The sequence below is a fragment of the Streptomyces sp. TOM-9 genome (assembly GCF_056858595.1).
Genome location: NZ_JBXEQB010000001.1, coordinates 4,648,023 through 4,673,893 on the forward strand (window position 1 = coordinate 4,648,023; position 25,871 = coordinate 4,673,893).

Genomic DNA, 25,871 nt, shown 5'->3' on the forward strand with positions numbered 1-25,871 from the left:
CGAGCCTAGCCCAGCGGCTCCCAGGCCCAGGTGGCGCGCATCTCCAGCGGGTCGATCGGGGTGACCAGGCGCGGCGCGGTGTTCAGCCCGTTCGGGGGGCCCGACTGCGGCTCCACGCAGATGGCCGGGGGCTGTTCGTCGTAGACGACGACCCACTCGGCGGGGCTGGTGATCCGCAGCCGTAGCTCGCCCGGCCACGTCAGGGTGACGTCCACACCGTCCGGCATGCCGAAGCAGTCGTCCCAGGGGCGGGGCCCCGGCTCCACCCGGTGGCCGGTGGGCAGGTGGTCCTCGCCGCGCTCCTCCATCCAGCCGGGGGTGAAGTCGATCAGGGCGTCCTGCCCGCCCCGGCCGAGGTTGCGCAGGAACCAGGGGTGCCAGCCGGCCTGGGCCGGAAAGGAGTCGTCCGTGGTCTCCACGCTCATCGTGAGGTCCAGACGGTCCTGCGACAGCTCGAAGCGCTGGCTGACCCGGCCCTTGTACGGCCAGGGCTCGGCCAGGTCGTAGTAGAAGCAGGCGCTGGTGCCGGTGGCGCCCGGGGCCTCCTGCCAGGCGACGTGCCGGCCGGTGCCGTGGATGGCGTGCGGGCCCGCGTCCCGCGGCATCTGGTGCAGCACCCCGCCGTTGCGGAACTGCCCGTCCCGGGTGCGGCCGCACCACGGGACCATCGGGAAGGACCCGAAGTTGGGGCCCTGCCGCAGCAGCTCGACGCCGCCGACGGTCAGCGAGCCGACTCGGCAGCCGAGATCCGGAAGGATCGTCAGCCGCGCCGGTCCGGCTTCGAGTTGGACTGCGTGCTCGTCGTCTCGCCCGTCAGGGGTCTCATCCGTGGCCACGGCACAGACCCTACGGGAACGAGCGCCTGCGCCGCCGCAGCACCCGCCCCGCGACCACGGCCGACAGCAGCAGCGCCGCCGCGGCCGGCGCGTAACGGCGCAGCGAGGCGGCCGCGGCGCCGCTCTGCGGTGCGGGCACCGGGGCGTAGCGGCCGCGCGGCGGGGCGTGGTCGACCTCCTCGGCGCTGCGGCCGATCAGGGTGCGGCGGGCGTGCGCGGCCTCCGCGGGCAGGTCGATGCCGGCCGGGTCCTCGGGGACCCTGGCCACCGCCTCCGCTCCGGGCAGCACCTCGCCGACGGCCTCCGCGCCGTCCGCGTCCTCCAGCTCGGGGAGTTCCTCCAGCTCACGCAGCTCCTGGGCGTCGTGCCCGGCGAACTCGTCGAGCTGCGCGGGCAGGTCGTCGGCGAGGTCCTCGGCACCGGCGTCCTCCACGGCCGGCTCGGGCGCCCCCGCCGGTGCCTGCTCCTCCAGGTCGGAGGTGAGCGCGGCGACGAAACGGTCCAGCAGGCGGTGGCCGGCGGCGGTGACCGTCGCCTCCTCGTACTCGCCGAGCCGCCCGTCGGCCTGCACGGTGCCGCTGAAGGTCAGCAGGGCGCCGCCCGACACGGCGTCCACGCCGAGCTCCAGCGCCAGCTTGACCGTGCCCGCGCCGCGCGACTCCACCGCCTCGCCCTCGACGGCCAGCCCGCCGCCGCGCGGGACCAGTCGCAGTGTGCCGCGGTAGGTGATGGTCGAGCCGCCGATCCGGAGCCTCAGCCGGCCGGCGAGCCCTTCCTCGGCGCCGGCGTCCCGCTGGAGGCCGGGCACGCAGCGCGCCACGCGCTCCAGGTCGGCGAGGGACCGGCGAATGGTTTCGGCCGGAAACGGAACGAACACCTCATGCGGCTCCATGCCGCGAGCCTAATCCGCCGGGCGGTGCTTCGGTGCCGATTCCCCGCCGGTTCGCCCTCACCCGGAGCGCGGATGCATCAGCGTCGACGGGGGCAGGTCACGCAGCGGGGACCGCGCGGCCCGCCGGACCGCCGAGGCGAGCGCGGCGGGGGACAGCGACCGCAGCCGCGGCGCGTCCGCGGGCAGCCGCGGGGCCGGGGCGCGGTGCCGGGCGGCGAGGACGAAGCCCCAGTCCTCGTCCCCGCGGCCGGTGCCGATCCAGTAGTCGGCGGTGCGCAGCCCGGACGCCCGTACCGTCGCGTCGACGGTCCAGAAGCCGCGCCGGGCGGCGCCGGGCGCTCCCGCGTGCACGGCGAGCCGCCCGCCCGGGGCGAGCACGCGCCCGGCCAGCCCGTAGAACTCCTGCGAGTACAGCTTGGCGCTGCGCGAGATCCCCGGGTCGGGGAGGTCGGCGAGCACGACGTCGTACCCGCCCGGCGGTCGCGGCGGCCCTTCCCGGCGCAGCCAGTCGAAGACGTCCGCGGCCGCCACCTCGACCCGGGGGTCGCGGTAGGCGTGCCGGTTGAGGCGGGCCAGCGCGGGGTCGTCCCGCGCCAGGGCGAGGAGCCGGGCGTCGGGGTCGACCAGGGTCACCGAGCCGACCCCCCGGTAACGCAGCACCTCGCGCAGCGCGAGCCCGTCGCCGCCGCCGAGGATCAGCACCCGGCGGTGCCGGCCCGCCATGGCGGGGTGCACCAGCGCCTCGTGGTAGCGGTACTCGTCCCGGCCGCGGACCCGCAGCCGGCCGTCGAGGAAGAGCTGCAACGGAGCCGAGGTGAGCACGACCTCCTGGACGGCGGTCTGCTCGGCGAGCCGCACGTCGCCGCCGTACACCGCCTGCCGGGCCGCCCGCTCGAACGGCCCGGCGGCCCAGGCCGCCGCCGCCAGCACCGCGAGGACCACGAGGTTGGCGGCGATCAGCCGGGCCCGGGCACGTGGCGTGACGTCACTGCGGAAGAGCCAGAGCACGATGGCGCCGCCCGCCACGGCGTTGACCGCGCCCGTGACGAGCGCCCCGGTCAGCTGGCCGTAACAGGGCAGCAGGAGGAAGGGGAAGGCCAACCCGCCGACCAGCGCGCCCACGTAGTCCGCGGCGAAGAGGTCGGCGACGGCACCGCCCGCGTCCTGCCGCCGGACCCGCTGGATCAGCGTCATCAGCAGCGGGATCTCGGCGCCGATCAGCACGCCGATGGCGAAGGCGAAGACCGCCATCGCGGGCCGGGACTGGCCGAACCAGGCGAAGCTGGCGTACAACGCCATCACCGAGAGCCCGCCGACCAGCGCCAGCACGATCTCGACGGCCGCGAAGCCGATCGCCGGCGCGCAGCTGAGCCGCTTGGCCAGTAGGGAGCCGACGCCCATGGCGAAGACCATCACGGACAGCACGATCGAGGCCTGCGTCACGGAGTCGCCGACCAGGTACGAGGCGAGCGCGACCAGTTCGAGCTCGTACACCAGGCCGCAGGCGGCGCAGACGAAGACCGCGGCCAGGACCAGCGCCCTGGCCGCGGCCACCGGGACGGGGAGCCGCAGCCTGCAGGCGCGCGGGGCGGCCCGGGCCGTACGGGAGGTGGACTGGTCGATCATGCTTGCACGCTATGTCAGGTATATGGCGGTCCACGTCACCCACAGGGGTGCAATTCGTGGCACTTGGCGGCGCGTTGACGCCGTGCCGGCCACGGGCGTACCACCGCGCTCACGGCTGCGCGCTGAGGGTCGAACGGGTCGCCACCAGGCGTCCTTCCTGGGGGTACGCGTGCCAGGTGCGCCACAGGACGCTGCCGCCGCGGTACTGCACGAGCATCGCGGTGAAGGCGTGCGGATCACCCGGGAACGTCCCCGCGAGGCCATTGGGGTGATCGGCCACCAGCGCGAGCAGCTCCTGCGCCCGCCCCGCGAAGCCCCCCCGGGAGAGCGTCTCGATCCGCGCCGCGAACTCGTAGTCCCAGCCGGCGATCCGCCGCGCCACACCGAACGGCAGCGGCGCGCTGGTGCCCGGCAGGCAGGCGACGGTCTCCGAGCAGCGGCCGCGGGCCGAGTCCAGGATGACCTGGTGGGAGGCGCCGAGCAGCCGCAGCTGGACCTGGACGCGGGGGGCGGCGGGCGCCGCGGGCGCGCCGGAACCGGCGCCCGGGAGCTCGCGGTCGAGCACGGCGAGCGCCGGCAGCTCGTCCTTCCCCAGACACCAGGCCAGGTCGCCGGCGCGGGTGTCGGTGTAGGCGGTCTGAAGCATGGTGAGCATGAAGTCGGCTCCGCAGGCACATCGCGAGCAAGCGAGGGGAGGTCACGGGCATGGGGGGAGAGGACGCGCCGACCCGCGCCTGTGGGGGAGAACGTCCGTCGGCTCGTGCCCACGAGGGGTCGGTGAATACGCAATCATGAATGGCGCGTCGCCTTCAGCGTTTTTACCCATCTCCACCCCCTTTACATCCGCAAGGGCCCGGACGGGTTCAGGTGTTCACTACAAATGCGCCCGACGGGTGAGTAACCCGCCGGGCGCATATGCGATTCGGCACGGGCAATACGCAATTTCGTATCGTCAGCTTCCGCCGCCACAGCCACCGCCGCCACAGCCACCGCCGCCCCCGCCGCACGAGCTGCTCCCCCCGCCGCACGAGCTCCCGCCGCCGCAGGAGTGGTGGCCTCCCCCGTGGTGGCCACCGCCTCCCCCGTCGGAGGAGCCCGCGTCCCCCGCCCACCAGCCGGCCCCGGCGCCCCCGGCGGCGGAGGAGCTGTACGAGTGCCGCCGGCCCCTCCGCCGGCCGCCCTTCCTCGCCGCCAGGACCACGAGCCCCACTATCGCGCCGAAGACGAGCAATACGACCAACGCGCCCATCGTTCCCACCCCCGCTTTCCGTGCTTTCCGTTGTGCGACGGTGATGCCCCCGCCGTCCGCGGCCGAAAGCAAAGTTGAGGAAGTCCAGAGGTTTCCGGGTACGCGAAGGCCCCTGGTCTGCATCGGAACCAGAACCAGGGGCCAAGGGGGGCGACTGGGCCGTCTAGGGGCCGTAATCTTCAACGCCAGGCGGCCCAAGGACTCGGTCAACGGCCCGCCGGGATCGCTCGCGGCTGTTGGGCATCAGGTGCGCGTACACGCGAAGGGTCATCGCCGGGTCGGCGTGTCCCATGTACTCGCTCACGGCCTTCACGCTCTCCCCGGAGTCGAGGAGTACCGAGGCGTAGAAGTGCCGGAGGGCGTGCATGCCGTGTTCACGGGCGGAGACGTAGCGCTTCCCTTCCTCCGCCTCCGGGATTAGGCCGATCGAGGCGAGAGCGGGCTTCCAGTCGTGGGCGTTGAAGTTGCTCCGCCACACGATGCCCCCGCCAGGGTTGGTGAACAGCAGGCGGGCAGCCACTTTCGGGCCCTCCGGAGAGCCCCACGGCAACGACACCTCAACCGGCTTGCAGAGGTCCATGTGCGCCTTCAGGGCGTACGCCACGGAGTCGGGCAGCGGCACATCGCGCTCCTTCTCGCACTTCGGCAGGGCAAACACAGGCTTGCCCTCCACGTGCTTGATCTGCCGCACCACGTGCAGGGTCCGGCTCTCGAAGTCCAGCGCGCCCTCAGCGAGCCCGAACACTTCTCCCTGACGCAGTCCGCACCCAGCCGCGACATCGACCACGGCACGGTAGCGCTCCTCAAGAGCAGCCCTTACGCCTCGCACCTGATCAGCGGTCCACGGCACCACCCGCGAAGCATCAGCCCTGGGTGCCCGGACCGATTTCGCACTGCATGGGTTCCGGACCAGCAGCGTGTCATCAACAGCCGCCGACAACACCGCCCGCACGTCCGCATAGATAGAACGCGCGTACGAGGAACTGACTCCAGGCTTCGTCTCCAACACGAACAGCAGGTGCCGGATGTGCTCCGGCCGAAACGTCCCGACCGAGCGAGAACCGATCACCGGGTACGCATGGAGGCGCAGACGGCGACCCAGCTCTGTCCGCGTGGTCGGACTAGATGTTCGGGTCTCCAACCAGCGCTCGGCGTACTGGCGGAAGGTGATCCGAGCTGCACCAGGGTCGATGTACTGGCCGCGCGACATGTCGGCCTCAATGTGGATCAGCCACTGCTCAGCCTCACGCTTCTTCCGGTCCGGGAAGCTCTTGGACTTCTCCGTGCCAGTAGTTCAGCGGGATCGGTACCCAGCCGGTGTGGCCGCCGTTGTGGTCCCAGGTCGGCACCCAGCAGGGGCAGAACTCGCCGGGCCGGTCGTGCAGGTTGTGGGTACCGCCGCATTCTCCGCACGGGAGGACTACGCCGGGCAGGCCGATCAGCGAGCCGTCGTTGTCGAGCTCTTCGCCGGTGCCCTGGCAGCTGCCGCAGACAGCGGCGTCGATACGGGGACGAACAGCGAGCGTTGCAGGCATGATGAAGGCTCCCTTTGTGGAAGCCCCGGGCGGCGTCGTGATCCTGGCAGAGAGCGCGCCGCACGGGGCGTGGTCATGTAGCCGAGCAGTAACTCGAAGCTACTCGCAGAAAAACTGCGGGTCAATAGAAAAGCTGCGACTAGCAGTAGATCTGCACTTCTGCGATGCTGGGGATCCGGCATCGAGGAGGAAAGATGAGCAACTTCGCGCTGTTTGTACGGTTCACGCTCAAGGAAGGCGCCGCCGAGGGCTTCGACACCCTGGTGCGTGAGACCACCGCCGCCATCCGCGCGAAGGAGCCCGGAACCCTCGTCTACGCCTGCCACGAAGTCGAGGGCACCCCGGACCAGCGCATCTTCTTCGAGCTGTACGCCGACCGCGCGGCCTTCGACGAGCACGAGCGCCAGGCCCACACGAAGCACTTCCTGTCCGAGCGCGACAAGTACGTGGCAAACACGGAGGTCGACTTCATGGCCCCGTACGCCGGCAAGTACCCGACCGAGGCCCCCGGTGAGTGACACCGACAACCGCACAGCGGGTCAGCGGGTCGCCGAGCTGCGCCGCAAGAGAGGCTTGTCCCAGCGCGACCTGGCCGCCGAGATGGGCCGCTCCGAAAGCTGGGTCTCCCAAGTCGAGCGAGGCGTGCAGCCGATCGAGCGCCTATCAGTGCTCCAAGCCCTGGCCGACGCCCTCGGCGTGCCGGTACGCGAACTGCGCCCGGAAGCCGAGATCGCGCCCGAACCGGAGCCCGAGCAGCAGCCGCAGAGCAACGACCTCGACGGGCTGCGCGTCGCCCTGACCGGACACCCCACGCTGGGAAGCCTCTTCGGGCAGATCACCGCCTGCCCGGAGCCCTCACTCGAAGACTTCCACCGGCACGTCGACGAGCTGTGGGACCTCGCCCACGCAGCGAGCTACGCGGCACTGAGTGACCGGCTCTCCAAGGTGCTGCCTCAACTCGAAGCTGCCGTACGCCACGGCCCCGAAGGCGAACGGGCGGAGCTCCACGCCCTCCTGGCCCGGACCTACCAGGTGGCCGCGGCAAGCTTCGTGCGCCAGGACGAGCCGGACGCCGCATGGGTCGCCGCCGACCGGGCACTGCAGGCAGCCGAACGCGCCGGCCAACCCTTGGAGGTCGTCGCGGGCCTCTTCCGCCTGGCCCACGCCTTCATCAGGCAGCAACGCACCGACCAGGCCGAGCAAGCCGCCATGTCGGCGATCAACGTCCTGACGCCTCGTTGCCAGGCAGACGCCAGCCCTCCGGAGGAAAGGTCGCTCCTGGGCGCCATGCACTTGGTCATGGCCGTCATCAGCGCCCGCGAGGGAGCCCGCTCCGCCACCCACGCCCACATCGCAGAGGCACGGCGCATCGCCGCCACCAACGGAGCCGACCGCAACGACTTCGACACCGAGTTCGGCCCCACCAACGTCGAGATCCACGCCGTCAGCACCGCAGTCGACCTCGGCGACGCCGGAATGGCCCTGGACGTAGCCGAACGCATCGACCCCTCAGGGCTGTCCCCGGAGCGACAGGCACGTTTCCTGGTTGACGTGGCGCGAGCGCACGCGCAGCGGCGACACGTCGGCGAGGCCACCGCCGCACTCCTCGAAGCCGAAACCCTGGCCCGCGAACAAGTCCACTCCCACCACCTGGCCCGCGAAGCAGTCCGCGACCTCCTCCAGTTCTCCGGCCACCGAGTCCCCGAACCCCTGGCAGGACTCGCCGACCGAATGGCGATCGCCTAGCGCTATCCCCGGTCGTCAGGGCACGTGCGATGATCCGGCCGTGAGTTATGACCTTGCTGTGTGGGATGGCGAACTCCCACCCGATGACCACGAAGCGGGCTCCGTCTATGACGAGCTCTACGAGCGCTATCTGGAGTCGGATGATGTCGTCATCCCTCCGGCGCCGCGCATCGTGGCTTACGTTGAGGCGCTCCTCGACCGGTACCCCGACGACATCGACGGCAAGATGGTGTGGGCGTCGCCACCGGTGATCAACGAGGCTTCGGGGCCGATCGTGTACCTGGTCATGTCCTACAGCGAGGCTGAGGAAGTGTCTGAGTACGCCGCATCTTTGGCTGGCGAACATGGGCTCGTCTGCTACGACCCGCAAGGAGAAACCCTGCGGCCGTGAGTCGTTTCCCCTGTCGCAACGCGGACCCACTGGGTGGTAACCGTAGAGCTGATCAGAGATCGCCACATGTGCACGCCAAGCACAGGCAGGAGCCAGCCCGATTCGCGGCCAGCGTAAGGCCCCCTGGCCATGCTCGACCCCAGCCCAGGCAGGCCACCGGCCAAAGATCGCGCCAACGCCCGCGCTGGTCTGCGCGCGTCAGTTCTGCGTCCAGACTGGGAGGTAACCGTCCCACAGGCAGCAGGGCCGAGTGCAGTCGTCCGATCGCCACTGGCAAGATCGCGCCATGGGTTTGAACATGGTGGTCGGTGTGCTCGTTGATGCCGAGGACGACTACACCGAGATGGTCCGCGCTGACTTCGCTGTAATCGGCGAGCTACTGGAACGTTCGGGAGCGCGGCGGTGGACCGAGCCTGATCTGGTTGTGGCAGAGGATGCAGAGTTCGAGATGTGGGGCTACTCGGGCTTGCACACCGTTCGTCGTCTTGCCGTCCATCTTGCGGCGGGCCAAGGCCTTCCCAAGCCGTTGGATCAAGACCAGCGTGCGAGTGACGACCCGCTCCTGAGCAAGGTCTATGCGGCTATCCCCGGTGATCCTCCTGGACCGTTCGACCATCTGATCCATCATTCGGACTGCGAGGGCTACTACGTCCCCGTCGACTTCGCCCACGTCATCGTGGACAAGAAGGCGCGGGGCGGCTACCTCGGGTCCTCGGTGCGACTGCTGGCGGAAACCCGTCGACTTGCTGAAGCCCTTGGTCTTCCTGAGGACCTCGATCCGCACTCCGAAGAGGTCTTTGAAGCCGCCGATGCCGAAGTGCCGGCCACTGAGGGATGGCAGCGTTACGGCGTCGAATCGTATGTCTGCCTGCAACTCCTCCAGGCCGCGAAACTCTCGATCGCGACCGGAGCCGCCATCGCCTTCGTCTGAGAAGTGGATCGGGCGTGCCACAGCCGTGCCAGGTGAGGCGGTGCCGAACGGGGAGCCACGGGGAACAGCGGTGACCGCACCGCATCGCAGCAGGTCAGCGTCTGCCCAGGTGAGAGGCAGTCCGCAGCCTCAGTCTTCCAAACTGGGACACCAAGAGCCCAGCGCCGAAGTCAATCGTCTCGGTCATCGTCCGGTCCGATCGGGCGAAGGGCCGATTCGTAATCGCCCGTCACGACCAGGTCATCAATCACCCGAACCATGGATGAGATGCCGGCATGGCGGACGATGAGTTCGTCCCAGCAGTAGAAGTACGTGCCGCCAAGGCACTCGCCCGTGTCCTTCCACCGGTCCATCAGGCGCTGGACCTCGTCGAGGGTAAATATGGTCCCGGACCACCGATTACCGTCGGGGAAGGTCAGCCACATGTCGACGTTGCATACCTCCTCCAGGTCTTCGCCCGCCCCTGGCACGAAGCAGATCTCGTAGTCTTCGCGCTTCACCCGGTAGAACGGGCCATCCCACATGTCGCCTCCGAGAAGCCTCTGCCGCATCGACTCGCGCGGAAACTAGCGCCACAAGCGATCACACACCAAGTCCATGCCATCAATGGCCCTCAACCAGTCCGTCGCACCCACGATGAAGGACATCCCAGTCGTGCCCCTTCCGTGCCCGATCAGACGGGAAACCAGGGGGAAGCACGGTGCCATGGGGCACGAAGAAGGGGCGCCCCCGTGTCTTGGGGCACCCCTTCTGTCCAGCGCCTTCGCTGGCCTACTGCGGAGAGTGTGGGATTTGAACCCACGGTGACATCGCTGCCACGACGGTTTTCAAGGTCGTTCTCGGGCTTGACGCAGCCATTGAGGCTCCGCCGGCCTCAGGCCTGCAGGTGTGGCCAGCCGTCCTGATTTGAGAATGTCTCGAAGCAGTAGCGCGTGGACCGATCCCACTCCTGCCCGGTTGCCAGTTCGTAGGCCTGATCAGGCACGTAGAGGAGCGACTCGCCGTCGCGCGTAGGGGCGGTGTACGGGGCGAACTGGTCGACGTCGAAGAACACGGACTCCCAGACGGATTGGCCGGCAGCCACCACAGCACAGCGTGCATACAGGAAGCTGTCTGCGGATTGCGGGAGGGGTTCACCGTCTCGCAGCGTCAGGTCGGCGACGGGCAGGGTGCCGAACTTCTCTTGATCCAGACGGTACAAAGCCTCGGCCAGGCGCTCGGCGAAGCCTTGGATGTCGGGAACCGGGCGATTACTCAGCTCTGCAGCAAGGCGGCGGCAACTAGCTTCATCAGTCTTACCGCCCAGGGTGTCTATCAATGCCCAGAAGTCAGCCCAGGTCATCATCATGGCCAGAGCGTACGGCCCGGCGATCCTGGGCCGTCTGTGGGCCGTCCGAGGGCAGCCAACGACGACAGACGACGCCAGACGACGACGGCCTTCCCCCTGGTCAGAGGTGGCGCGTTGGGCACCGCCGCAGGTGTTCACCCACGAAGCTACGTTGAGGAAGTCCAGAGGTTCGGCGGAGGATGGCGGGCATGACCTCCTCGCGACCCCCGCTCAACCGCGCACTCGCCGAGTTCGGGACCACGATCTTCGCCGAGATGTCCGCCCTCGCCGTCCGCACCGGTGCGATCAACCTCGGCCAGGGCTTCCCGGACACCGACGGCCCCGAGGAGGTGCGCGAGGCCGCCGTGCGCGCGCTGCGCGACGGCCGCGGCAACCAGTACCCGCCCGGGCCCGGTGTGCCGGAACTGCGCCGGGCCGTCGCCGAGCACCAGCTGCGCTTCCACGGGCTCGGCTTCGACCCCGACACCGAGGTGCTGGTCACCGCGGGCGCCACCGAGGCCATCGCGGCCGCCATGCTCGGGCTGCTGGAACCGGGCGACGAGGTGATCGCCTTCGAGCCCTTCTACGACTCGTACGCCGCCTGCATCGCCATGGCCGGCGCCCGCCGCGTCCCGCTCACCCTGCGCGCGCCGTCCTTCCGCCCGGACCTGGACGCCCTGCGCGCGGCGGTCACCCCGCGGACCCGGCTGCTGCTGCTCAACAGCCCGCACAACCCGACCGGCATGGTCCTCACCCGGCAGGAGCTGGCGGCGATCGCGGAGCTGGCCGTCGAGCGCGACCTGATCGTGGTCACCGACGAGGTCTACGAGCACCTGACCTACGGCACGGAGCACGTGCCGCTCGCGTCCTTCCCGGGGATGCGCGACCGCACGGTCACCATCTCGAGCGCGGGCAAGACGTTCTCCTTCACCGGCTGGAAGGTCGGCTGGGTGACCGCCGCCCCCGCCCTGGTCGACGCGGTGCGCGCGGCCAAGCAGTACCTGACGTACGTGAGCGCGGGGCCGTTCCAGTACGCCGTGGCCGAGGCGCTCCGGCTGCCGGACGCCTACTACCGGGACTTCCGCGAGGACCTGCGGCGCAAGCGGGACCTGCTCTCCGACGGCCTGGAGGCGGCCGGGTTCCGGGTCTTCCGCCCGGAGGGCACGTACTTCGTGACCACCGACATCCGGCCGCTCGACGAGAAGGACGGCCTGGCGTTCTGCCGGGCGCTGCCCGAGCGCTGCGGGGTGGTGGCGGTGCCGAACGTGATCTTCTACGACGACGCGGAGGAGGGCCGCAGCCTGGTGCGCTTCGCCTTCTGCAAGCGCGAGGACGTGCTGCGCGAGAGCGTGGAGCGGCTGCGCCGGCTCTGAGGCCGTGCGCGGGCCGGGGCCGCCCGGGGCGCGCCCCGGGCGGGGACCGGGCGGGGACCGGGCGGGGACCGGAGCAGGACAGCCCGCCCGCGCACGCCCGCTCACCGGCGGTCGCGTGGCGGACGGGCTGCCGGAGGGGCTGCCCTCGTGCGGTCCGTGTACGCCCGTGGGGGCGCGCTCAGTCCTCGCCGTCGCCGTCGTCGTCGGTGGACTCCGCGTCCTTCTCCAGCCCGAGGGCCTCGAGGATCCACTTCTCGAACTCGATGGAGGCCCGGACCCAGCTGACGGTGCTGGAGACGAAGTGCTCCAGGCCGACGCCGAGGCCGATCAGCATCTGGGCCTCGCCGATCAGACGGACCGTGCCGTCGTCGTGCGTGTGGGTGTAGACCTTCGGCCACAGGGTGCGGCGGTTCCAGTCGTCGAGCGCCTCGTGCAGCTGAGGCTTGTCCTCGATGCTGTACGGCCGGTCGTAGAAGGTGCGGACCGCGAAGATCTGCTGGTCCTCCTCCCCGCGGAACATGAAGTAGGTGCGGAACTCCTCCCACGGCGCGGCGAGGTCGCCCTCCTCGTCGACGACGTACTTGAGCTCCATCTGCTCCAGCAGCTGCTTGACCAGATCCTGGTCAGGAATGACCACGTTCCCGGCAGGGCCGGGCTGGGGGTCCGGCTGGCCCCCGAAATTCGGAATCGAGGACGGGTCGATGCTCACCTTGCAGTTCCCTTCGTACGGATACACCCATCCTCCCTCACCGCGGGCCGCGCCGTGCAAGCGCGGCCCGCCGTGCCCTGTTCGCGTGCCGTTCCCGGGGTGCCTCAGAGGGTCTTGCCGGTGGTCGCGCCCACCAGCAGCCGGTCGCCGACCCTCTCGACCCGCACCGTGTCGCCGTCCCTGACCTCGCCGGCCAGGATCTCCCTGGCCAGCTGGTCGCCGATGGCGGTCTGCACCAGCCGGCGCAGCGGACGGGCGCCGTAGGCGGGGTCGTTGCCCTCCTCGGCGAGCCAGTCCAAGGCCTCGTCGGTGACGTCGAGGGCGATCCGCCGGTCGCGCAGCCGGTCCGCCAGGCGGTCGGTCTGCAGCCGTGCGATGCGGCGCAGCTCGTCCTTGTTCAGGGCGCTGAAGACCACGATGTCGTCGAGCCGGTTGAGGAACTCGGGCTTGAACGAAGCCCGCACCGTCTCCAGCACGCTCTCCCTCTTCTGCTCGTCGCCGAGCACCGGGTCGACCAGGTACTGGCTGCCGAGGTTGGAGGTGAGGATGAGGATGGTGTTGCGGAAGTCGACCGTACGGCCCTGGCCGTCGGTGAGCCGGCCGTCGTCGAGCACCTGGAGCAGGACGTCGAAGACCTCGGGGTGGGCCTTCTCCACCTCGTCCAGCAGCACCACGGAGTACGGGCGGCGGCGCACCGCCTCGGTCAGCTGACCGCCCTCCTCGTAGCCGACGTAGCCCGGAGGGGCACCGACCAGGCGGGCGACGGAGTGCTTCTCCCCGTACTCGCTCATGTCGATGCGGACCATGGCCCGCTCGTCGTCGAAGAGGAAGTCCGCCAGCGCCTTGGCCAGCTCGGTCTTGCCGACACCGGTCGGGCCGAGGAAGAGGAAGGAACCGGTCGGGCGGTCGGGGTCGGCGATGCCGGAGCGGGAGCGGCGCACCGCGTCGGACACCGAGCGCACGGCCTCGCCCTGGCCGATCAGGCGCTTGCCGAGCTCCTCCTCCATGCGCAGCAGCTTCTGCGTCTCGCCCTCCATCAGGCGGCCGGCCGGGATGCCGGTCCAGGCGGCGACCACGTCGGCGACGTCGTCCGGGCCGACCTCCTCCTTGACCATGGTGCCCCGCTTGGCCACCTCCTCGGCCTCGGTGGCCTCGGCGAGCTCCGCCTCCAGCTTCGGCTTCTCGCCGTACAGCAGCTTGGACGCGGCTTCGAAGTCACCGTCGCGCTGGGCGCGCTCGATCCGGGTGGTCAGGTCGTCCAGACGCTCCTTGAGCTCACCGACCCGGTTCAGGCCCTCCTTCTCCTTCTGCCAGCGGGCGGTGAGGCCGCGCAGTTCCTCGTCCTTGTCGGCGAGGTCCTTGCGCAGCTTCTCCAGACGCTGCTTGGAGGCCTCGTCGGTCTCCTTCTCCAGCGCCATCTCCTCCATGCGGAGGCGGTCGACGGAGCGCTGCAGCTCGTCGATCTCGACCGGCGAGGAGTCGATCTCCATGCGCAGCCGCGAGGCGGCCTCGTCGACCAGGTCGATGGCCTTGTCGGGCAGGAAGCGGGCGGTGATGTAGCGGTCGGAGAGGGTCGCGGCCGCGACCAGGGCGGCGTCGGCGATCTGCACCTTGTGGTGCGCCTCGTAGCGTCCCTTGAGACCGCGCAGGATCGCGATGGTGTCCTCGACGCTGGGCTCGGCCACCAGCACCTGCTGGAAGCGGCGCTCCAGGGCCGGGTCCTTCTCGATCCGCTCGCGGTACTCGTCGAGGGTGGTCGCGCCGACCATGCGCAGCTCGCCGCGGGCCAGCATCGGCTTGAGCATGTTGCCCGCGTCCATCGCGGAGTCCCCGCCGGCGCCCGCGCCGACGACGGTGTGCAGCTCGTCGATGAAGGTGATGATCCGGCCGTCGCTGGCCTTGATCTCCGCCAGCACGGCCTTCAGCCGCTCCTCGAACTCGCCGCGGTACTTGGCGCCCGCGACCATCGCGCCCAGGTCCAGGGCGACCAGCCGCTTGTTGCGCAGGCTCTCGGGCACGTCGCCCTTGACGATGCGCTGGGCCAGGCCCTCGACGACGGCCGTCTTGCCGACGCCGGGCTCGCCGATGAGCACCGGGTTGTTCTTGGTGCGCCGGGAGAGCACCTGCACCACGCGCCGGATCTCGTTGTCCCGGCCGATCACCGGGTCGAGCTTGCCCTCGCGGGCCGCCGCGGTGAAGTCCGTGCCGTACTTCTCCAGCGCCTTGTACGTGCCCTCGGGGTCGGGTGTCGTCACGCGCTGACCTCCCCTGATCTGCTCGAAGGCGTCCTGCAGCCTGCTGCCGGTCGCACCGTACTCCTTCAGCAGCCCACCGGCCGCTCCGCCCTTGAGGGCGATGCCGATGAGCAGGTGCTCGGTGGACACGTACGCGTCCCCGAGTTCCTTCGCCCGCCCCGCCGCGTCGGCGATCACGGCGAGCAGTTCGCGGTTCGCCTGCGGCGGCGCCACCGTGCTGCCCTGGACGCTGGGCAGTCCGCCCAGCAGCCGCTCGGCGCCGGAACGCACCGCGGCGGCGTCCGCGCCGGTGGCCGCGAGGACGTCCAGCACGCTGTCGTTCTCCGGCTGCTCCAGCAGCGCCAGCAGCAGGTGCACGGGGGTCAGGTCCGCGTGCCCGGCCGAGACCGCCTTGGTGTTGGCGGCGTTCAGGGCCTCGCGGCTCTTGTTGGTCAGCTCGGCGTCCACGTCCGCGTACTCCTCCTTCTGGGTCCTTCCGGAACCGTTTCGGACCTGCCTACTCCAGCGTGAGACAAGTTGAGTCTATTCCACTCAAGTCTGTGAATGCCAGCGACGGGCACGGAAAGCCCTTGCAGTTCGGCCCGGGGCTCCGTCGCCCTGGCGCCGACCGGGTGACATCCTTCCCGGTATGACGGTCAACCCACGCGAACCAGATCCCGCCTACCTCGCCTTCTGGCGGGAGTACCTGATGAGCACGCTCACGACCCACCGGGCCGACGGCTCCCCGCACGTCGTGCCGGTGGGCGTGACGTACGACCCCGAGGCGGGGCTGGCGCGCGTGATCACCAACAAGGCGAGCCGGAAGGTCGCCCACGTGCTGGCGGCCGGGCCCGAAGGGGCCCGGGTCGCGGTGTGCCAGGTCGACAAGGGGCGGTGGGCGACGCTGGAGGGCGTGGCCCGGATCAACACCGACCCGGACGCCGTCGCCGACGCGGTACGGCGCTACGCCGAGCGCTACGGCCGCACCCCCGCCCCCAACCCGGACCGGGTCGTCGTCGAGATCGCGCTGACCCGCGCCATGGGCCGCGCCTGACCCTCGGCCCGGCCCCCGCGGCCCTGTCGATCCCGCCCCCGAAACACCCCTGCATGCTGCATGATTGACGCTCCGGCAGATTCGGTTGGCGTACGGCTACGGGGAGGTGCCCGGCTGTGGCACGGGTTGTGGGAATCGATCTGGGCACGACGTACTGCGCTGTCGCGGTGGCGGACCGGACCGGCACCGCGTCCATCGTCCGCAACCGCGAGGGCGAGAACATCACCCCGTCCGTGGTGATGTTCCAGGGCGACGTCGTCGTCGTCGGCTCGCAGGCCAAACGCTCCGCGGCCACCGCCCCGGACCACGTGGTGCAGTTCGTCAAGCGCTACATGGGCGAGCCCACGCCCGTCTACACCTCGGAGTCCGGCACCCCCTTCCGCCCCGAGGAGATCTCCGCGCTGATCCTCAAGCGGCTCAAGGAGGACGCCGAGATGATGCTCGGCGAGCCCGTCGAGCGCGCCGTGATCACCGTCCCCGCCTACTTCGACGACGCCCGCCGCAAGGCCACCCAGGACGCCGGCCGGATCGCCGGCCTGGAGGTGCTGCGGATCGTCAACGAGCCGACCGCGGCCGCCCTCGCGTACGGGCTCGACCAGGACGAGGACGAGCGGGTCGGCACCGTCCTCGTCTACGACCTCGGCGGCGGCACCTTCGACGTCACCGTGATGAAGGTCGAGGACGGCGAGTACGACGTCATCGCCACCGACGGGGACCGCAACCTCGGCGGCTTCGACTGGGACGGGGCGCTGATGGAGCACCTCAACGGCGCCTTCATGGCGGCCGGCGGCCCCGACCTCACCGACGACACCGCCACCCTCGCCGAACTGCGCGACAAGGCGGAGATCGCCAAGCGCACCCTGTCCAACGCCCCGCAGGCCGTCGTCATGCTCTCGGCCGGCGGCCGGCACGAGCAGATCCGCGTCACCCGCGAGAAGTTCGACGAACTCACCGCCGAACTGCTGGACCGCACCCGCATCCTCACCGAGGGCGTCCTGGAGGAGTCCGGACTCACCTGGGACGACGTCGACAAGGTGCTGCTCGTCGGCGGTTCCACGCGGATGCCGCAGGTCCCGGCCCTGGTGGAGCGGCTGTCCGGGCGGACCGCGGAACCCGGCGTCAGCCAGGACGAGGTGGTGGCCCTGGGGGCCGCGCTGATCGCCCTGGACGCCGAGGTCCGCGCCGAACAGGCCGCCGAGCGCAAGAAGTACATCGGCAGCGGCGCCCACGTGGAGTCCGCCCCCGGCGACGGCCTGGCCCGGCTCACCAAGGGCAGGGTGAAGTCCATCAAGGACGTCACCTCGCAGTCGCTCGGCATGGTCGCCGTCCACGACGACGCCCCCCGCTCACCGGAGTACAACGCGGTGATCATCCCGCACAACACCACGGTCCCCGCGAAGGAGAGCGACACCTTCTACACGGTCCGGGAGCGCCAGTCCGCGCTGCGGGTGCAGGTCACCGAGGGCGAGGGCGAGGACCTGGACTACGTGAAGGTCGTCGGCGAGAGCACCCTGAAGATCCCGCCGTACCCCAAGGGCGCGCCCTTCGAGGTGTACTACGCCTACGACGTGGACGGCATCATCCACGTCGAGGTCAAGGACCTGACCTCGGGCGAGTGGCTCGGCGAGTTCGAGGTCGAGCGCCCGGACAACCTGGGCACCGAGGAGCTCGAGGAACTCAGCGACCGCGTGTCCCGCACCGCGGCCCTCTGACCGGAGCGGGAGCCGACGCCCCATGACCACGACGGACGTGCCCGACTACTACGCCGAGTTCGGGATCGGCACCGCCGACAGCGCCGAGGAGATCGGCAGGAAGCTCGACCGCGAGCACCGCAGCTGGGCGGGGAAGGCGAGCAAGGCCCCCACCGCCGACAAGCGCCGCGAGGCCGAGGACAAGGTGCGGCGCGTGCTGGAGGCCCGCAAGGCGCTCACCGACCCCTCCGCCCGCGCCCTGTACGACCGGCGGCTGGCCCGGTCCCGGAAGAAGGGGCCGGGGCCCCGGGAGCCGGAGGCCGTACAGCCGACCCTCGGCGGCACCGTACGCGACTGGGTGGGCAACGCCGAGCGGAACATCGAGGACGGCGACCTGCAGGCCGCCGAGTACGAGCTCCGCCAGGCCGTGCACCACGACGACCGCAACGCCTACGCCTGGCGACTGCTGGGCGCCGTCCACCAGGACCTCGGCGCCTACCAGGACGCCCTCCAGGAGCACCGCAGGGCGCTGCAGCTGGACCCGGACGACGCCGCGAACCACTTCCAGATCGGCAACGTCCACACCGCGCTCGGCGACCACCACACGGCCCTGACCTGGTACATGAAGGCCGACGACCTGGCACCGGGCGACCTCGGGACCGAACTCGCCGTCGGCGACGGCCTGTACGCCTCCTCGCGCTTCGACGAGGCGCTGACCTGGTACGAGAAGGCCCTGGCGCACAGTCCCGGCCACACCGGGCTGCGCGACCAGATCAGCCGCATCTGGTCGCTGCGTGCCGAGGGCTCGATGATCACGCACCCGGTCACCCGGAGGCTGGTCGTCGCCTCCGAGGAGGCCGCCCGGCGCATCCTGCACTGCGTCGACCAGGGCCTGGCCGTGCGCCCGGCCGATCCGGACCTGCTGGGGCGGCTGGAGTTCTACCGGGGGCTCGCCGCCGAGTCCCTGGGCAAGACCTGGCGGTGGCACAAGAGCATGCTCTGGGCCCTCGTCCCGGCCGTCGTGGTGCCGCTCACGCCGGCCAGGCCCTACGCCTGGTTCGTGGCGCTCGCCGCCCTCGCGCTCATCGCGTGGATCGGCTTCCGACCGCGCTGGTGGCACACCCGCGCGTCCCTCCCCCGGCACCTCCTCAACCCGCCTCAGCAGTACTGGAGCCGCGCATGAGCACCCCGCCACCGCTGCCTCCGCAGCCTCCGCAGGTCCCGCCCGTGCCGGCCGTACCGGTGGTGCCGGTGGTGCCGGTGGTGCCGGTGGTGCCACCCCTGCCGGAGGTGCCCCCGCAGCCCCCCGCGCCGCCGCAGGTGCCGCCGGAGGGCCCCGCCCCGCAGACCGCGCAGGAGCCCGCGCCCGACCCCCTGGCCGTGGTGGCCGACGCCGTCGACGGCCTGCGCGAGGAAATGGCCGCGCTCGGCGACCAGTTCCGCCGCCGGCTGCTCAACGACCGTGAGGGACGGCGCGGTCTGGACGAACTTCGCGCCGAGCTCGACCACGCCCGCAGGGCCGCCGAGGGCCGGTTGGTGCAGCCGCTCCTGTACGACCTCGTCCTCCTCCTGGACCGCATCGACCGCCACCTCGGCGTCGACGGCGGCTTCGGCGACTCGGTCGGCGCCGAGCTGCTGACCCTCCTGGAGAAGTACGGCATGACCCGCATCCCGGTCACCGCCGGGCGCTTCGACCCCGCCCTCCAGGAGGCCGTGGGCACCGTCCCCGCGCCCCGGCCGGAGCTCGCCGGCGAGGTCGCGGAGGTCGTACGGCACGGCTACCGCATGGGGGACCGCGTCGTACGCCCCCAGCAGGTCCGCGTGCACGCGCCCGCGTGACCGAAGGGCCGAGGAGGCCAAGGAAGCCAAGGAAGCCAAGGACCCGAGGAACCCAGGGAGCCCCGGATTGCCCAGGACCACACAGCTGCGGACGTACACCATCAAGCCGGAGATGCTCGACGCCTGGCTCGGCCTGTGGCACGCCGAGATCGTGCCGCTGCGCCGGGCCCACGGCTTCGAGATCGGTCTGGCCTGGGTGGACCGCGAGCGCAGCCAGTTCGTCTGGCTGATCGCCTACGACGGCGAGGACGGCTTCGCCGCGGCCAACGCCCGCTACTGGGACAGCCCCGAACGCGTACGGATGCCGCTGCAGCCCGAGGACTACCTCGTCGGCAGCGAGGTCCGTGAGGTCGAACCGGCCTGAGCCGCCGCCCACACCGCGGCCGCCGCCCACACCGGCAGCCACGCGGCGGCCACCAGCGCGCCCGCCCCGGCCGCCGCACCCACCACGCCCATCCCCCGGCGCCGGGCCCACACGGAACCGGCGCCGCCCACCACCAGCAGCGCCGCCACCACCGGGACCGGCACCAGCCCCGCGTACCGCGGCACGCCCACGTCCCCGTACGCCGCCACGCCCACGCTCACCAGGGCCAGCGCCAGCAGCCCGGCGGTCCACCACGGCCCCTCGCGCCGCGCCGCCAGCCGCAGCCCGGCCCACATCGCCACCGTCGCCAGCCCCACGTCCAGCCCCTCGGCGCCCCAGTTCGCCCCGAGCGGCACCGCGCCGGCCACCATCCCCACGGCCAGCCCCACCACGATCCCGGCTCCGACGCTTCCGTGCGGCATACGGACCGTCTTCCCCACCACGCGCCCCACACGCCCGCCCCGCCACGGGAGGCCACCCCTTCGGCGGACGCGGGACCGGGACGGCACGGCCTGATCACGAGCAACCGAATCGACTTGGCACGGGTGTTCGGGGCCTGCCAGGATTTCACTCCTCAGGGAGGGATCTTTGACCACATCCATACGCGCCCGCGCCACCGCGCTCGCGCTCGCAACGACCGCCGCCGGCCTCGCGCTGCCGGCCGGCGCCGCCCACGCGGCGACCACCTGCTCCACCGGGGTGTGGGTCGCGTCGTACTACGCGAACACCACCTTCAAGGGCACCCCGAAGAAGACCGCCTGCGACACCTCGATCAACGAGAACTACGGCACCGGCGATCCCGCCAGCGTCACCCTGCCGAAGGACAACTTCGGCGTCCGCTGGAGCCTGACCCGCGACTTCGGCTCCGGCGGCCCCTTCACGTTCACCGCCGCCGCCCGCGACGGCATCCGCGTCTACCTCGACGGCACCCGCAAGATCGACCTCTGGAAGGACGTCTCCACCACCCGGAGCAAGACGCTCAACCTCACCGTCCCCAAGGGCAGGCACACCCTCCGCGTCGACTTCGCCGCCTTCAAGGGCAGCGCCAACGTCAAGTTCACGTACGCGCCGCGCACGTCGGCGTCGGTGGACAAGACGAAGCCGCTGGCACCCACCGGCCTCAAGGCCCCGGCCAGCGGCCACGCTTTCACGCTCGCATGGACCAGGAACGCCGAGATGGACCTGGCCGGTTACCGGGTCTACCGGCGCACCGGCACCGGCGCCTGGGCACGGATCGGCGGCAGCGCGCTCGTGACCACGCCGTCCTACCGCGACCTGCCGGCCGCCACGGGGGCGAAGTACTCCTACGCGGTCACCTCGGTCGACAAGGCGGGCAACGCCTCCGCGATGTCGGCCGCGGTCACCGTCACGTCGATCGACGAACAGGCCCCGGCCACGCCGACCGGTCTGAAGGCCGCAGTGACCGCCGACGGCAAGGGCTACGCCCTGACCTGGAACGCGGTGTCGGACGCCAAGCAGTACGGGGTCTACCGGTCAACGTCGGCGGCGGGCCCGTGGACGCAGATCGGCACCCCGTCGGCCGCGTCGTACACCGACACGACGGCCGCCGCCAAGACGACGTACGTCTACGCCGTCGCCGCGGTGGACGCCGCGGGCAATGCTTCCGCGAAGTCCGCGTCCGCGGGCGCGGCCCAACTGGTGATCCGGCCGGACGCACCCCGTGACGTGGCGGCTACCCCCCTGGAGAACCTCCTCGGCGTCAAGCTGACCTGGAGCCTCCCCAGGGCGCAGGCCGTCGGAACGTACACCGTGTACCGCTCGACCACCTCGCCGGTAAACCCGGCCACCGCGACCCCCGTCGCCTGCACGGTCAATCACGAGGGCAACCTCGGCTCGGACCCGGTGCGGTACAGCTGCACCGACACCAGCAACTCCCTGCGGCGCGGCGTGACCTACCACTACGCCGTCATACAGAGCGCCGACGGCGTCGCTTCGGCACCCTCGAACGAGGCCGCCTTCGCTGTGCCGGGCGACGAGGAGCCCCCGGCCAAGGTCACCAGCCTGACCGTCGTGCCGACCGAGTACGGGGTGCGCCTGCACTGGGACCCCAACACCGAGCCGGACCTCGCCCGTTACGCGGTCTACCGCGGTGAGCTGTACGAGGACGAGGAGGAGCGGGTCTGCTACGACGCCCACGCGGTCGAGTGGCTGAGCCCGGGCACCACCGAGTACCTCGCCGAGCGGCTGCCCGACGGCGAGAAGGGCTGCTACTTCGTCGACGCCCAGGACATCTGGGGCAACTCCTTCTTCCTCTCGGAACACGACGCCCATGTGGTGGAGTTCACCGAGCTCGACCTCACCCCGTCCGTGGAGACCCCCGAGGGCTCCCCGGTCCGCTTGACCGCCGCCGGCGTCAGCGACGGCGTGCGGCTGGGATGGGGAGACGTGGCCGACGCCGTCGGTTACCTCGTCTACCGCTGGGACCGCGACACCGGCCGCTACGAGAGCCTCACCCCGGAGCCGGTCACCGCCACCGCCTGGACCGACACCACCGCCGCCCGCGGCACCACCCACTTCTACTGGGTGCGCGCCGTGCACGGGGACGGAACGGAGTCGCTGCCCGGAGGGGCCTACGCGATCGTGACACCGTAACGCCCCGGGACAGCCGGAAAAGGGCGGGCCTTGCGATTATCGCAAGGCCCGCCTTACTCTGTACGCATGGACCCGTATGTCATCGAGCGCGTACGCACCGTGATGGACGCGGCGGCGATGACCCAGGCCGCCTTCGCCCGGTCGGTCGGGCTCACGCCCGACAAGCTGTCGAAGTCGCTGAGCGGGATCCGCCGTTTCACCTCGCTCGACCTGGCGCTGATCGCGGAGGCGGGCGGCACGAGCGTGGACTGGCTGCTGACCGGTAACGAGCCGCTGCGCCCCGCGCTCGCGGCCCGTACCCGGGGCGACACCACCGCCGACCCGGTGGGGGCGCAGGAGGTCGCGGCGCGGTTCGCCGACGCCTTCGAGGTGCTGGAGCTGCTGGGCCGCACAAGGCAGTTGCCCGCCGTGCCCGAGGTCGACCCGGCGCCGGAGCGGTACGCGGCGCAGGGCGAGCGGCTGGCGGCCGAGGTGCTGGAGCTGCTGCCGGCCTCGGGGACGGGCACGGACGAGCTGATCGCGGCGGTGGAGGACCGCTTCGGGGTGGACGTCGCCATCACCGGGCTTCCCCAGGGTGTGGACGGCCTGGCGTGGCAGGCCGACTCCTTCCGCCTCGTCCTCCTCGCGCCCACCGACCTGTGGACGCGGCAGCGCTTCACGCTGGCCCACGAGCTCTGCCACATCCTCGCCAGGGACGCGCGGAGCGTGGTCGTGGAGTCCCGGGTCGCCCCCGGCCGGCAGAAGGACCTGGCCGAGGTCAGGGCCAACGTCTTCGCGTCGCATCTGCTGATGCCCACGCGCGAGTTGACGCAGGCCGCGACGGCGGAGGGCGGGCTCTCGGACGCCGGATTCGAGCGGCTCGTCGTGCGCTTCCGGGTGTCGCCGAGCGCGCTGGCGGCCCGGCTGCACCAACTGGGACTCATCGACGCGGCACGCCGCAAACAGCTGCGCGCCCTCACCACGGAGGCCTGCCACCTGCTCGCGGGCGCCGGCGACGACTACCAGAAGCAGGCCTCGCAGGCCTCGGCGGAGCGCTTCCCGCCCCGTGTCGCCTCGGAGTTGTACAAGGCCTACCTGGCGGGGGAGACGACCCTGCGTCCGCTGGCCGAGCTGCTGGGCACCGACGTGGAGCGGCTGCACGACCTCCTCGCGCCCGAACCGCCCCCGGGCAACGGCATCGAGCAACAGGACGCGGAAGAAGGGGATCCGGTCTTCCAGCCATGACCACGTGGTGGTTCCCCGACAACACCGTCCTGTGCAACTTCGCGGCCGTCGACCGGCTGCTCCTGCTGGAGAAGGTGCTGGACGGCCGCGGCCGCTGGACCCAGGCCGTGGCCTGGGAGGCGGGCCGTTCCGCGCGGTTCCTGCCAAGGCTGGCCGGGCTGGCGGAGGCCGGGTGGCTCGGCGAGCCCGTGGAGATCAGCGACGACGCCGAGCTGCGGGAGGTCGACCGGCTGCGCCGGGCGGTCTTCGGCGGCTCGTCCCACCTGCCGACCAAGCACCTCGGCGAGGCCGAGACGTGCGTGCTGATCACCCGGCGCCGTGAGTTCCGGGGCTCGGTCTGGATCACCGACGACCGCTCGGCCCGCGACTTCGCGCGCCGGCGGGGCATCAGCACCAAGGAGACCTTCGACCTCGTACGGGAGGCGTGCGCCGGAGGGCTCGTCCCCGCGGCGGAGGGCCACCGGCTGCTGGAGGCGATGATCGCCTCGGGGCGCCATCTGCACCGCGTCTCGCGCGGCCCCGCGGACCTGCTGGCCTAGCGGGACGGGCGGCGGGCGGTCACTCCGGCCGCTTGGGGCGCCACACCACCAGCGCGGAGGTCTGCTGGACGTCCTGGTAGGGCACCAGGTCACGCCGGTACGAGGCGTGGACGGCGGCCTCACGCTGCTGCATGGCCGCCGCCGCGCCCTCCAGGGCCGCGGAGAGCTCGGCGACCCGCGACTGCAGGGCCGCCACCTGGTTCTCCAGTTCGATGATGCGCTTGATGCCGGCCAGGTTGATGCCCTCGTCCTGGGAGAGGCGCTGGACCTCGCGCAGGAGTTCGATGTCACGAGCCGAATAGCGGCGGCCGCGCCCGGCCGTGCGGTCGGGCGAGACCAGGCCGAGGCGGTCGTACTGGCGCAGGGTCTGCGGGTGCAGCCCGGAGAGCTGGGCCGCCACCGAGATGACGTAGACGGGCGACTCGTCGGTCAGCTCGTACGGGTTGCGGCCCCGACCGCCACGCATGCCGCCGCTCGTGTTCATCGGCTCAGACTCCCTTCGCGGCATCGAACAGCTCTGCCCGCGGGTCGTCGTCCGCGGTCGCCTCCCGGTAGGCCTCCAGGGCGTCCAGCGCCTTGCCCTCGGTGGTCGCCGGGACCGCGACCTCGATCGTGACCAGCAGGTCCCCGCGGGTGCCGTCCTTGCGGACCGCGCCCTTGCCGCGGGCCCGCAGCGTACGCCCGTTGGGCGTGCCGGGGGGCAGCTTGAGGGTCACGGCGGGACCGCCGAGCGTCGGCACCTTGATCTCCCCGCCCAGCGCCGCCTCCACGAAGGTGACGGGCACGGTGACGGTGAGGTTGTCGCCCTTGCGTCCGAACACCGGGTGCGCGTCGACGTGCACGGTGACGTACAGGTCGCCGCCCGGGCCGCCGCGCTCGCCCGGCGCGCCCTTGCCGCGCAGCCGGATGCGCTGCCCGTCGGTGACACCTGCCGGGATGCGGACCTGCATGGTCCGCGCCGAACGGGCCCGGCCGCTGCCGCTGCAGACCTCGCAGGGGTCCTGCGCGATCAGGCCGCGGCCCTTGCAGTCCGTGCACGGGTCGGTGAGCGAGAAGCTGCCGCTGCCGCCGCGCGAGACCTGGCCGGTGCCGACGCAGGTCGGGCACACCCGGGGCGTGCCGTTCTTGTCGCCGGTGCCGGAGCAGGCCTTGCAGGGGGCCTGGCTGGTCATCTTCAGCGGCACGGTGGCGCCGTCCACCGCCTCGGTGAACTTCAGCGTCACCTCGGTCTCGATGTCCTGGCCGCGCCGCGGCTGCGTACGGGTCGTACCGGCGCCGCGGTTGAACAGACCGCCGAACACGTCGCCGAGGCCGCCGCCGAAGCCGCCGCCCTGGGTGGTGGTGCCGCCGGGGCCGCCGCCGAAGAGGTCACCGAGGTCGAAGCCGAACCCGCCCGGGCCGGCCGGGCCGGTGCGGAAGCCGCCGTTGCCGAAGAGGGCGCGGCCCTCGTCGTACTCCTTGCGGCGCTTGGGGTCCGACAGGACGTCGTTGGCCTCGGAGATCTCCTTGAAGCGCTCCTCGGCCTTGGCGTCGCCCTTGTTGGCGTCCGGGTGGAACTCGCGGGCGAGCTTCCGGTACGCCTTCTTGATCTCCGCCTCGGTGGCGTCCTTCGGGACGCCGAGGACCTTGTAGAGATCCTTCTCGAACAAGTCCCTGCTGATGCTCATCCCCGGCGTCCCTCCTTCCGTGCGCTACCCA

The 25,871-nt window shown here is 71.3% G+C and carries 25 protein-coding genes and 1 pseudogene; 13 read left to right on the forward strand and 13 right to left on the reverse strand.

Translation table 11 applies throughout. The features are described 5' to 3' along the window. Positions 1 to 5: 5 nt before the first annotated feature. The 6 genes and pseudogenes from AC1VWI_RS21555 to AC1VWI_RS21580 all read right to left on the reverse strand — a co-directional run bounded on the left by AC1VWI_RS21555 (position 6) and on the right by AC1VWI_RS21580 (position 6,138). On the reverse strand, positions 6 to 836 hold the full coding sequence (locus AC1VWI_RS21555; protein ID WP_499512649.1) for an aldose epimerase family protein: 831 nt from the start codon (positions 834 to 836) through the stop codon (positions 6 to 8). Positions 837 to 846: 10 nt separating this feature from the next. Further along, the gene (locus tag AC1VWI_RS21560) at positions 847 to 1,728 is read right to left on the reverse strand and encodes an SRPBCC domain-containing protein (RefSeq protein WP_499512650.1); all 882 of its coding nucleotides are present in this window, start codon (positions 1,726 to 1,728) and stop codon (positions 847 to 849) included. Positions 1,729 to 1,785: 57 nt separating this feature from the next. Continuing rightward, positions 1,786 to 3,354 carry a polyamine aminopropyltransferase gene (locus AC1VWI_RS21565; RefSeq protein ID WP_499512651.1) on the reverse strand — a complete coding sequence of 523 codons (1,569 nt, stop codon included), beginning with the start codon at positions 3,352 to 3,354 and terminating at the stop codon, positions 1,786 to 1,788. A gap of 109 nt (positions 3,355 to 3,463) precedes the next feature. Then, complete coding sequence (locus AC1VWI_RS21570) at positions 3,464 to 4,009, reverse strand: DUF2617 family protein (RefSeq protein WP_499512652.1); 546 nt, start codon at positions 4,007 to 4,009, stop codon at positions 3,464 to 3,466. A 757-nt stretch (positions 4,010 to 4,766) separates the two neighbouring features. Next, a pseudogene (locus AC1VWI_RS21575) lies at positions 4,767 to 5,891 on the reverse strand (tyrosine-type recombinase/integrase); the annotation flags it as partial. Continuing rightward, positions 5,848 to 6,138, reverse strand: coding sequence for a hypothetical protein (locus AC1VWI_RS21580; RefSeq protein WP_499512653.1), 291 nt, complete (start codon positions 6,136 to 6,138; stop codon positions 5,848 to 5,850). The gene AC1VWI_RS21580 and the pseudogene AC1VWI_RS21575, both read right to left, overlap by 44 nt. A 194-nt stretch (positions 6,139 to 6,332) precedes the next feature. Between AC1VWI_RS21580 and AC1VWI_RS21585 the strand changes: the two genes are divergently transcribed. The 4 genes from AC1VWI_RS21585 to AC1VWI_RS21600 all read left to right on the forward strand — a co-directional run bounded on the left by AC1VWI_RS21585 (position 6,333) and on the right by AC1VWI_RS21600 (position 9,206). Next, positions 6,333 to 6,656, forward strand: a complete 324-nt coding sequence (locus AC1VWI_RS21585) for a putative quinol monooxygenase (protein WP_499512654.1) — start codon at positions 6,333 to 6,335, stop codon at positions 6,654 to 6,656. After that, entirely contained in the window at positions 6,649 to 7,884 is a 1,236-nt protein-coding gene (locus tag AC1VWI_RS21590) for a helix-turn-helix domain-containing protein (protein ID WP_499512655.1), read from the forward strand. The genes AC1VWI_RS21585 and AC1VWI_RS21590 overlap by 8 nt, the downstream gene beginning before the upstream one ends. A 40-nt stretch (positions 7,885 to 7,924) precedes the next feature. After that, on the forward strand, positions 7,925 to 8,275 hold the full coding sequence (locus AC1VWI_RS21595; protein WP_499512656.1) for a hypothetical protein: 351 nt from the start codon (positions 7,925 to 7,927) through the stop codon (positions 8,273 to 8,275). A gap of 286 nt (positions 8,276 to 8,561) precedes the next feature. Then, complete coding sequence (locus AC1VWI_RS21600; RefSeq protein WP_499512657.1) at positions 8,562 to 9,206, forward strand: putative DNA-mimic protein; 645 nt, start codon at positions 8,562 to 8,564, stop codon at positions 9,204 to 9,206. Between the two features lie 170 nt (positions 9,207 to 9,376). Here AC1VWI_RS21600 and AC1VWI_RS21605 read toward each other — a convergent pair whose 3' ends face one another. After that, entirely contained in the window at positions 9,377 to 9,730 is a 354-nt protein-coding gene (locus AC1VWI_RS21605) for a hypothetical protein (RefSeq protein ID WP_499512658.1), read from the reverse strand. A gap of 350 nt (positions 9,731 to 10,080) precedes the next feature. Beyond that, positions 10,081 to 10,554 carry a DUF4240 domain-containing protein gene (locus AC1VWI_RS21610; protein WP_499512659.1) on the reverse strand — a complete coding sequence of 158 codons (474 nt, stop codon included), beginning with the start codon at positions 10,552 to 10,554 and terminating at the stop codon, positions 10,081 to 10,083. A 188-nt stretch (positions 10,555 to 10,742) separates the two neighbouring features. Between AC1VWI_RS21610 and AC1VWI_RS21615 the strand changes: the two genes are divergently transcribed. Continuing rightward, positions 10,743 to 11,906 (forward strand): pyridoxal phosphate-dependent aminotransferase, encoded by a 1,164-nt coding sequence (locus AC1VWI_RS21615; protein WP_499512660.1) that lies wholly within the window; start codon positions 10,743 to 10,745, stop codon positions 11,904 to 11,906. Positions 11,907 to 12,084: 178 nt separating this feature from the next. On the opposite strand, the gene AC1VWI_RS21620 is transcribed toward AC1VWI_RS21615, so the two are convergent. Both AC1VWI_RS21620 and clpB read right to left on the reverse strand, forming a co-directional pair. Next, a complete protein-coding gene (locus AC1VWI_RS21620) occupies positions 12,085 to 12,615 on the reverse strand; it encodes a type III secretion system chaperone family protein (RefSeq protein ID WP_499512661.1) in 531 nt (176 codons plus the stop codon). A 104-nt stretch (positions 12,616 to 12,719) separates the two neighbouring features. Then, positions 12,720 to 15,317: an ATP-dependent chaperone ClpB gene (gene clpB / locus AC1VWI_RS21625; RefSeq protein ID WP_499512662.1), complete on the reverse strand. Its 2,598-nt coding sequence runs from the start codon at positions 15,315 to 15,317 to the stop codon at positions 12,720 to 12,722. 181 nt (positions 15,318 to 15,498) lie between these two features. Here clpB and AC1VWI_RS21630 point away from each other — a divergent pair, with 181 nt between their 5' ends. The 5 genes from AC1VWI_RS21630 to AC1VWI_RS21650 all read left to right on the forward strand — a co-directional run bounded on the left by AC1VWI_RS21630 (position 15,499) and on the right by AC1VWI_RS21650 (position 19,797). Next, positions 15,499 to 15,903 (forward strand): pyridoxamine 5'-phosphate oxidase family protein, encoded by a 405-nt coding sequence (locus AC1VWI_RS21630; protein ID WP_499512663.1) that lies wholly within the window; start codon positions 15,499 to 15,501, stop codon positions 15,901 to 15,903. 116 nt (positions 15,904 to 16,019) lie between these two features. Next, positions 16,020 to 17,615, forward strand: coding sequence for an Hsp70 family protein (locus AC1VWI_RS21635; protein ID WP_499512664.1), 1,596 nt, complete (start codon positions 16,020 to 16,022; stop codon positions 17,613 to 17,615). Positions 17,616 to 17,637: 22 nt separating this feature from the next. Continuing rightward, positions 17,638 to 18,777 carry a tetratricopeptide repeat protein gene (locus tag AC1VWI_RS21640; RefSeq protein WP_499512665.1) on the forward strand — a complete coding sequence of 380 codons (1,140 nt, stop codon included), beginning with the start codon at positions 17,638 to 17,640 and terminating at the stop codon, positions 18,775 to 18,777. After that, entirely contained in the window at positions 18,774 to 19,433 is a 660-nt protein-coding gene (gene grpE, locus AC1VWI_RS21645) for a nucleotide exchange factor GrpE (RefSeq protein ID WP_499512666.1), read from the forward strand. Before AC1VWI_RS21640 ends, grpE begins: the two co-directional genes overlap by 4 nt. 67 nt (positions 19,434 to 19,500) lie before the next feature. Beyond that, positions 19,501 to 19,797, forward strand: coding sequence for an NIPSNAP family protein (locus AC1VWI_RS21650; protein ID WP_499512667.1), 297 nt, complete (start codon positions 19,501 to 19,503; stop codon positions 19,795 to 19,797). Here the strand turns inward: AC1VWI_RS21650 and AC1VWI_RS21655 are convergent. After that, positions 19,755 to 20,219 (reverse strand): hypothetical protein, encoded by a 465-nt coding sequence (locus AC1VWI_RS21655; protein ID WP_499512668.1) that lies wholly within the window; start codon positions 20,217 to 20,219, stop codon positions 19,755 to 19,757. The genes AC1VWI_RS21650 and AC1VWI_RS21655 overlap by 43 nt on opposite strands. A gap of 166 nt (positions 20,220 to 20,385) precedes the next feature. Here AC1VWI_RS21655 and AC1VWI_RS21660 point away from each other — a divergent pair, with 166 nt between their 5' ends. The 3 genes from AC1VWI_RS21660 to AC1VWI_RS21670 all read left to right on the forward strand — a co-directional run bounded on the left by AC1VWI_RS21660 (position 20,386) and on the right by AC1VWI_RS21670 (position 24,173). Beyond that, entirely contained in the window at positions 20,386 to 22,410 is a 2,025-nt protein-coding gene (locus AC1VWI_RS21660; RefSeq protein WP_499512669.1) for a PA14 domain-containing protein, read from the forward strand. 66 nt (positions 22,411 to 22,476) lie between these two features. Further along, entirely contained in the window at positions 22,477 to 23,634 is a 1,158-nt protein-coding gene (locus AC1VWI_RS21665) for an ImmA/IrrE family metallo-endopeptidase (RefSeq protein ID WP_499512670.1), read from the forward strand. Further along, positions 23,631 to 24,173 (forward strand): PIN domain-containing protein, encoded by a 543-nt coding sequence (locus AC1VWI_RS21670; RefSeq protein ID WP_499512671.1) that lies wholly within the window; start codon positions 23,631 to 23,633, stop codon positions 24,171 to 24,173. The genes AC1VWI_RS21665 and AC1VWI_RS21670 overlap by 4 nt, the downstream gene beginning before the upstream one ends. Before the next feature lie 19 nt (positions 24,174 to 24,192). On the opposite strand, the gene AC1VWI_RS21675 is transcribed toward AC1VWI_RS21670, so the two are convergent. Both AC1VWI_RS21675 and dnaJ read right to left on the reverse strand, forming a co-directional pair. After that, positions 24,193 to 24,657, reverse strand: coding sequence for a heat shock protein transcriptional repressor HspR (locus tag AC1VWI_RS21675; protein ID WP_361789985.1), 465 nt, complete (start codon positions 24,655 to 24,657; stop codon positions 24,193 to 24,195). 4 nt (positions 24,658 to 24,661) lie between these two features. Next, entirely contained in the window at positions 24,662 to 25,840 is a 1,179-nt protein-coding gene (gene dnaJ / locus AC1VWI_RS21680) for a molecular chaperone DnaJ (protein ID WP_499512672.1), read from the reverse strand. Between the last annotated feature and the right edge of the window lie 31 nt (positions 25,841 to 25,871).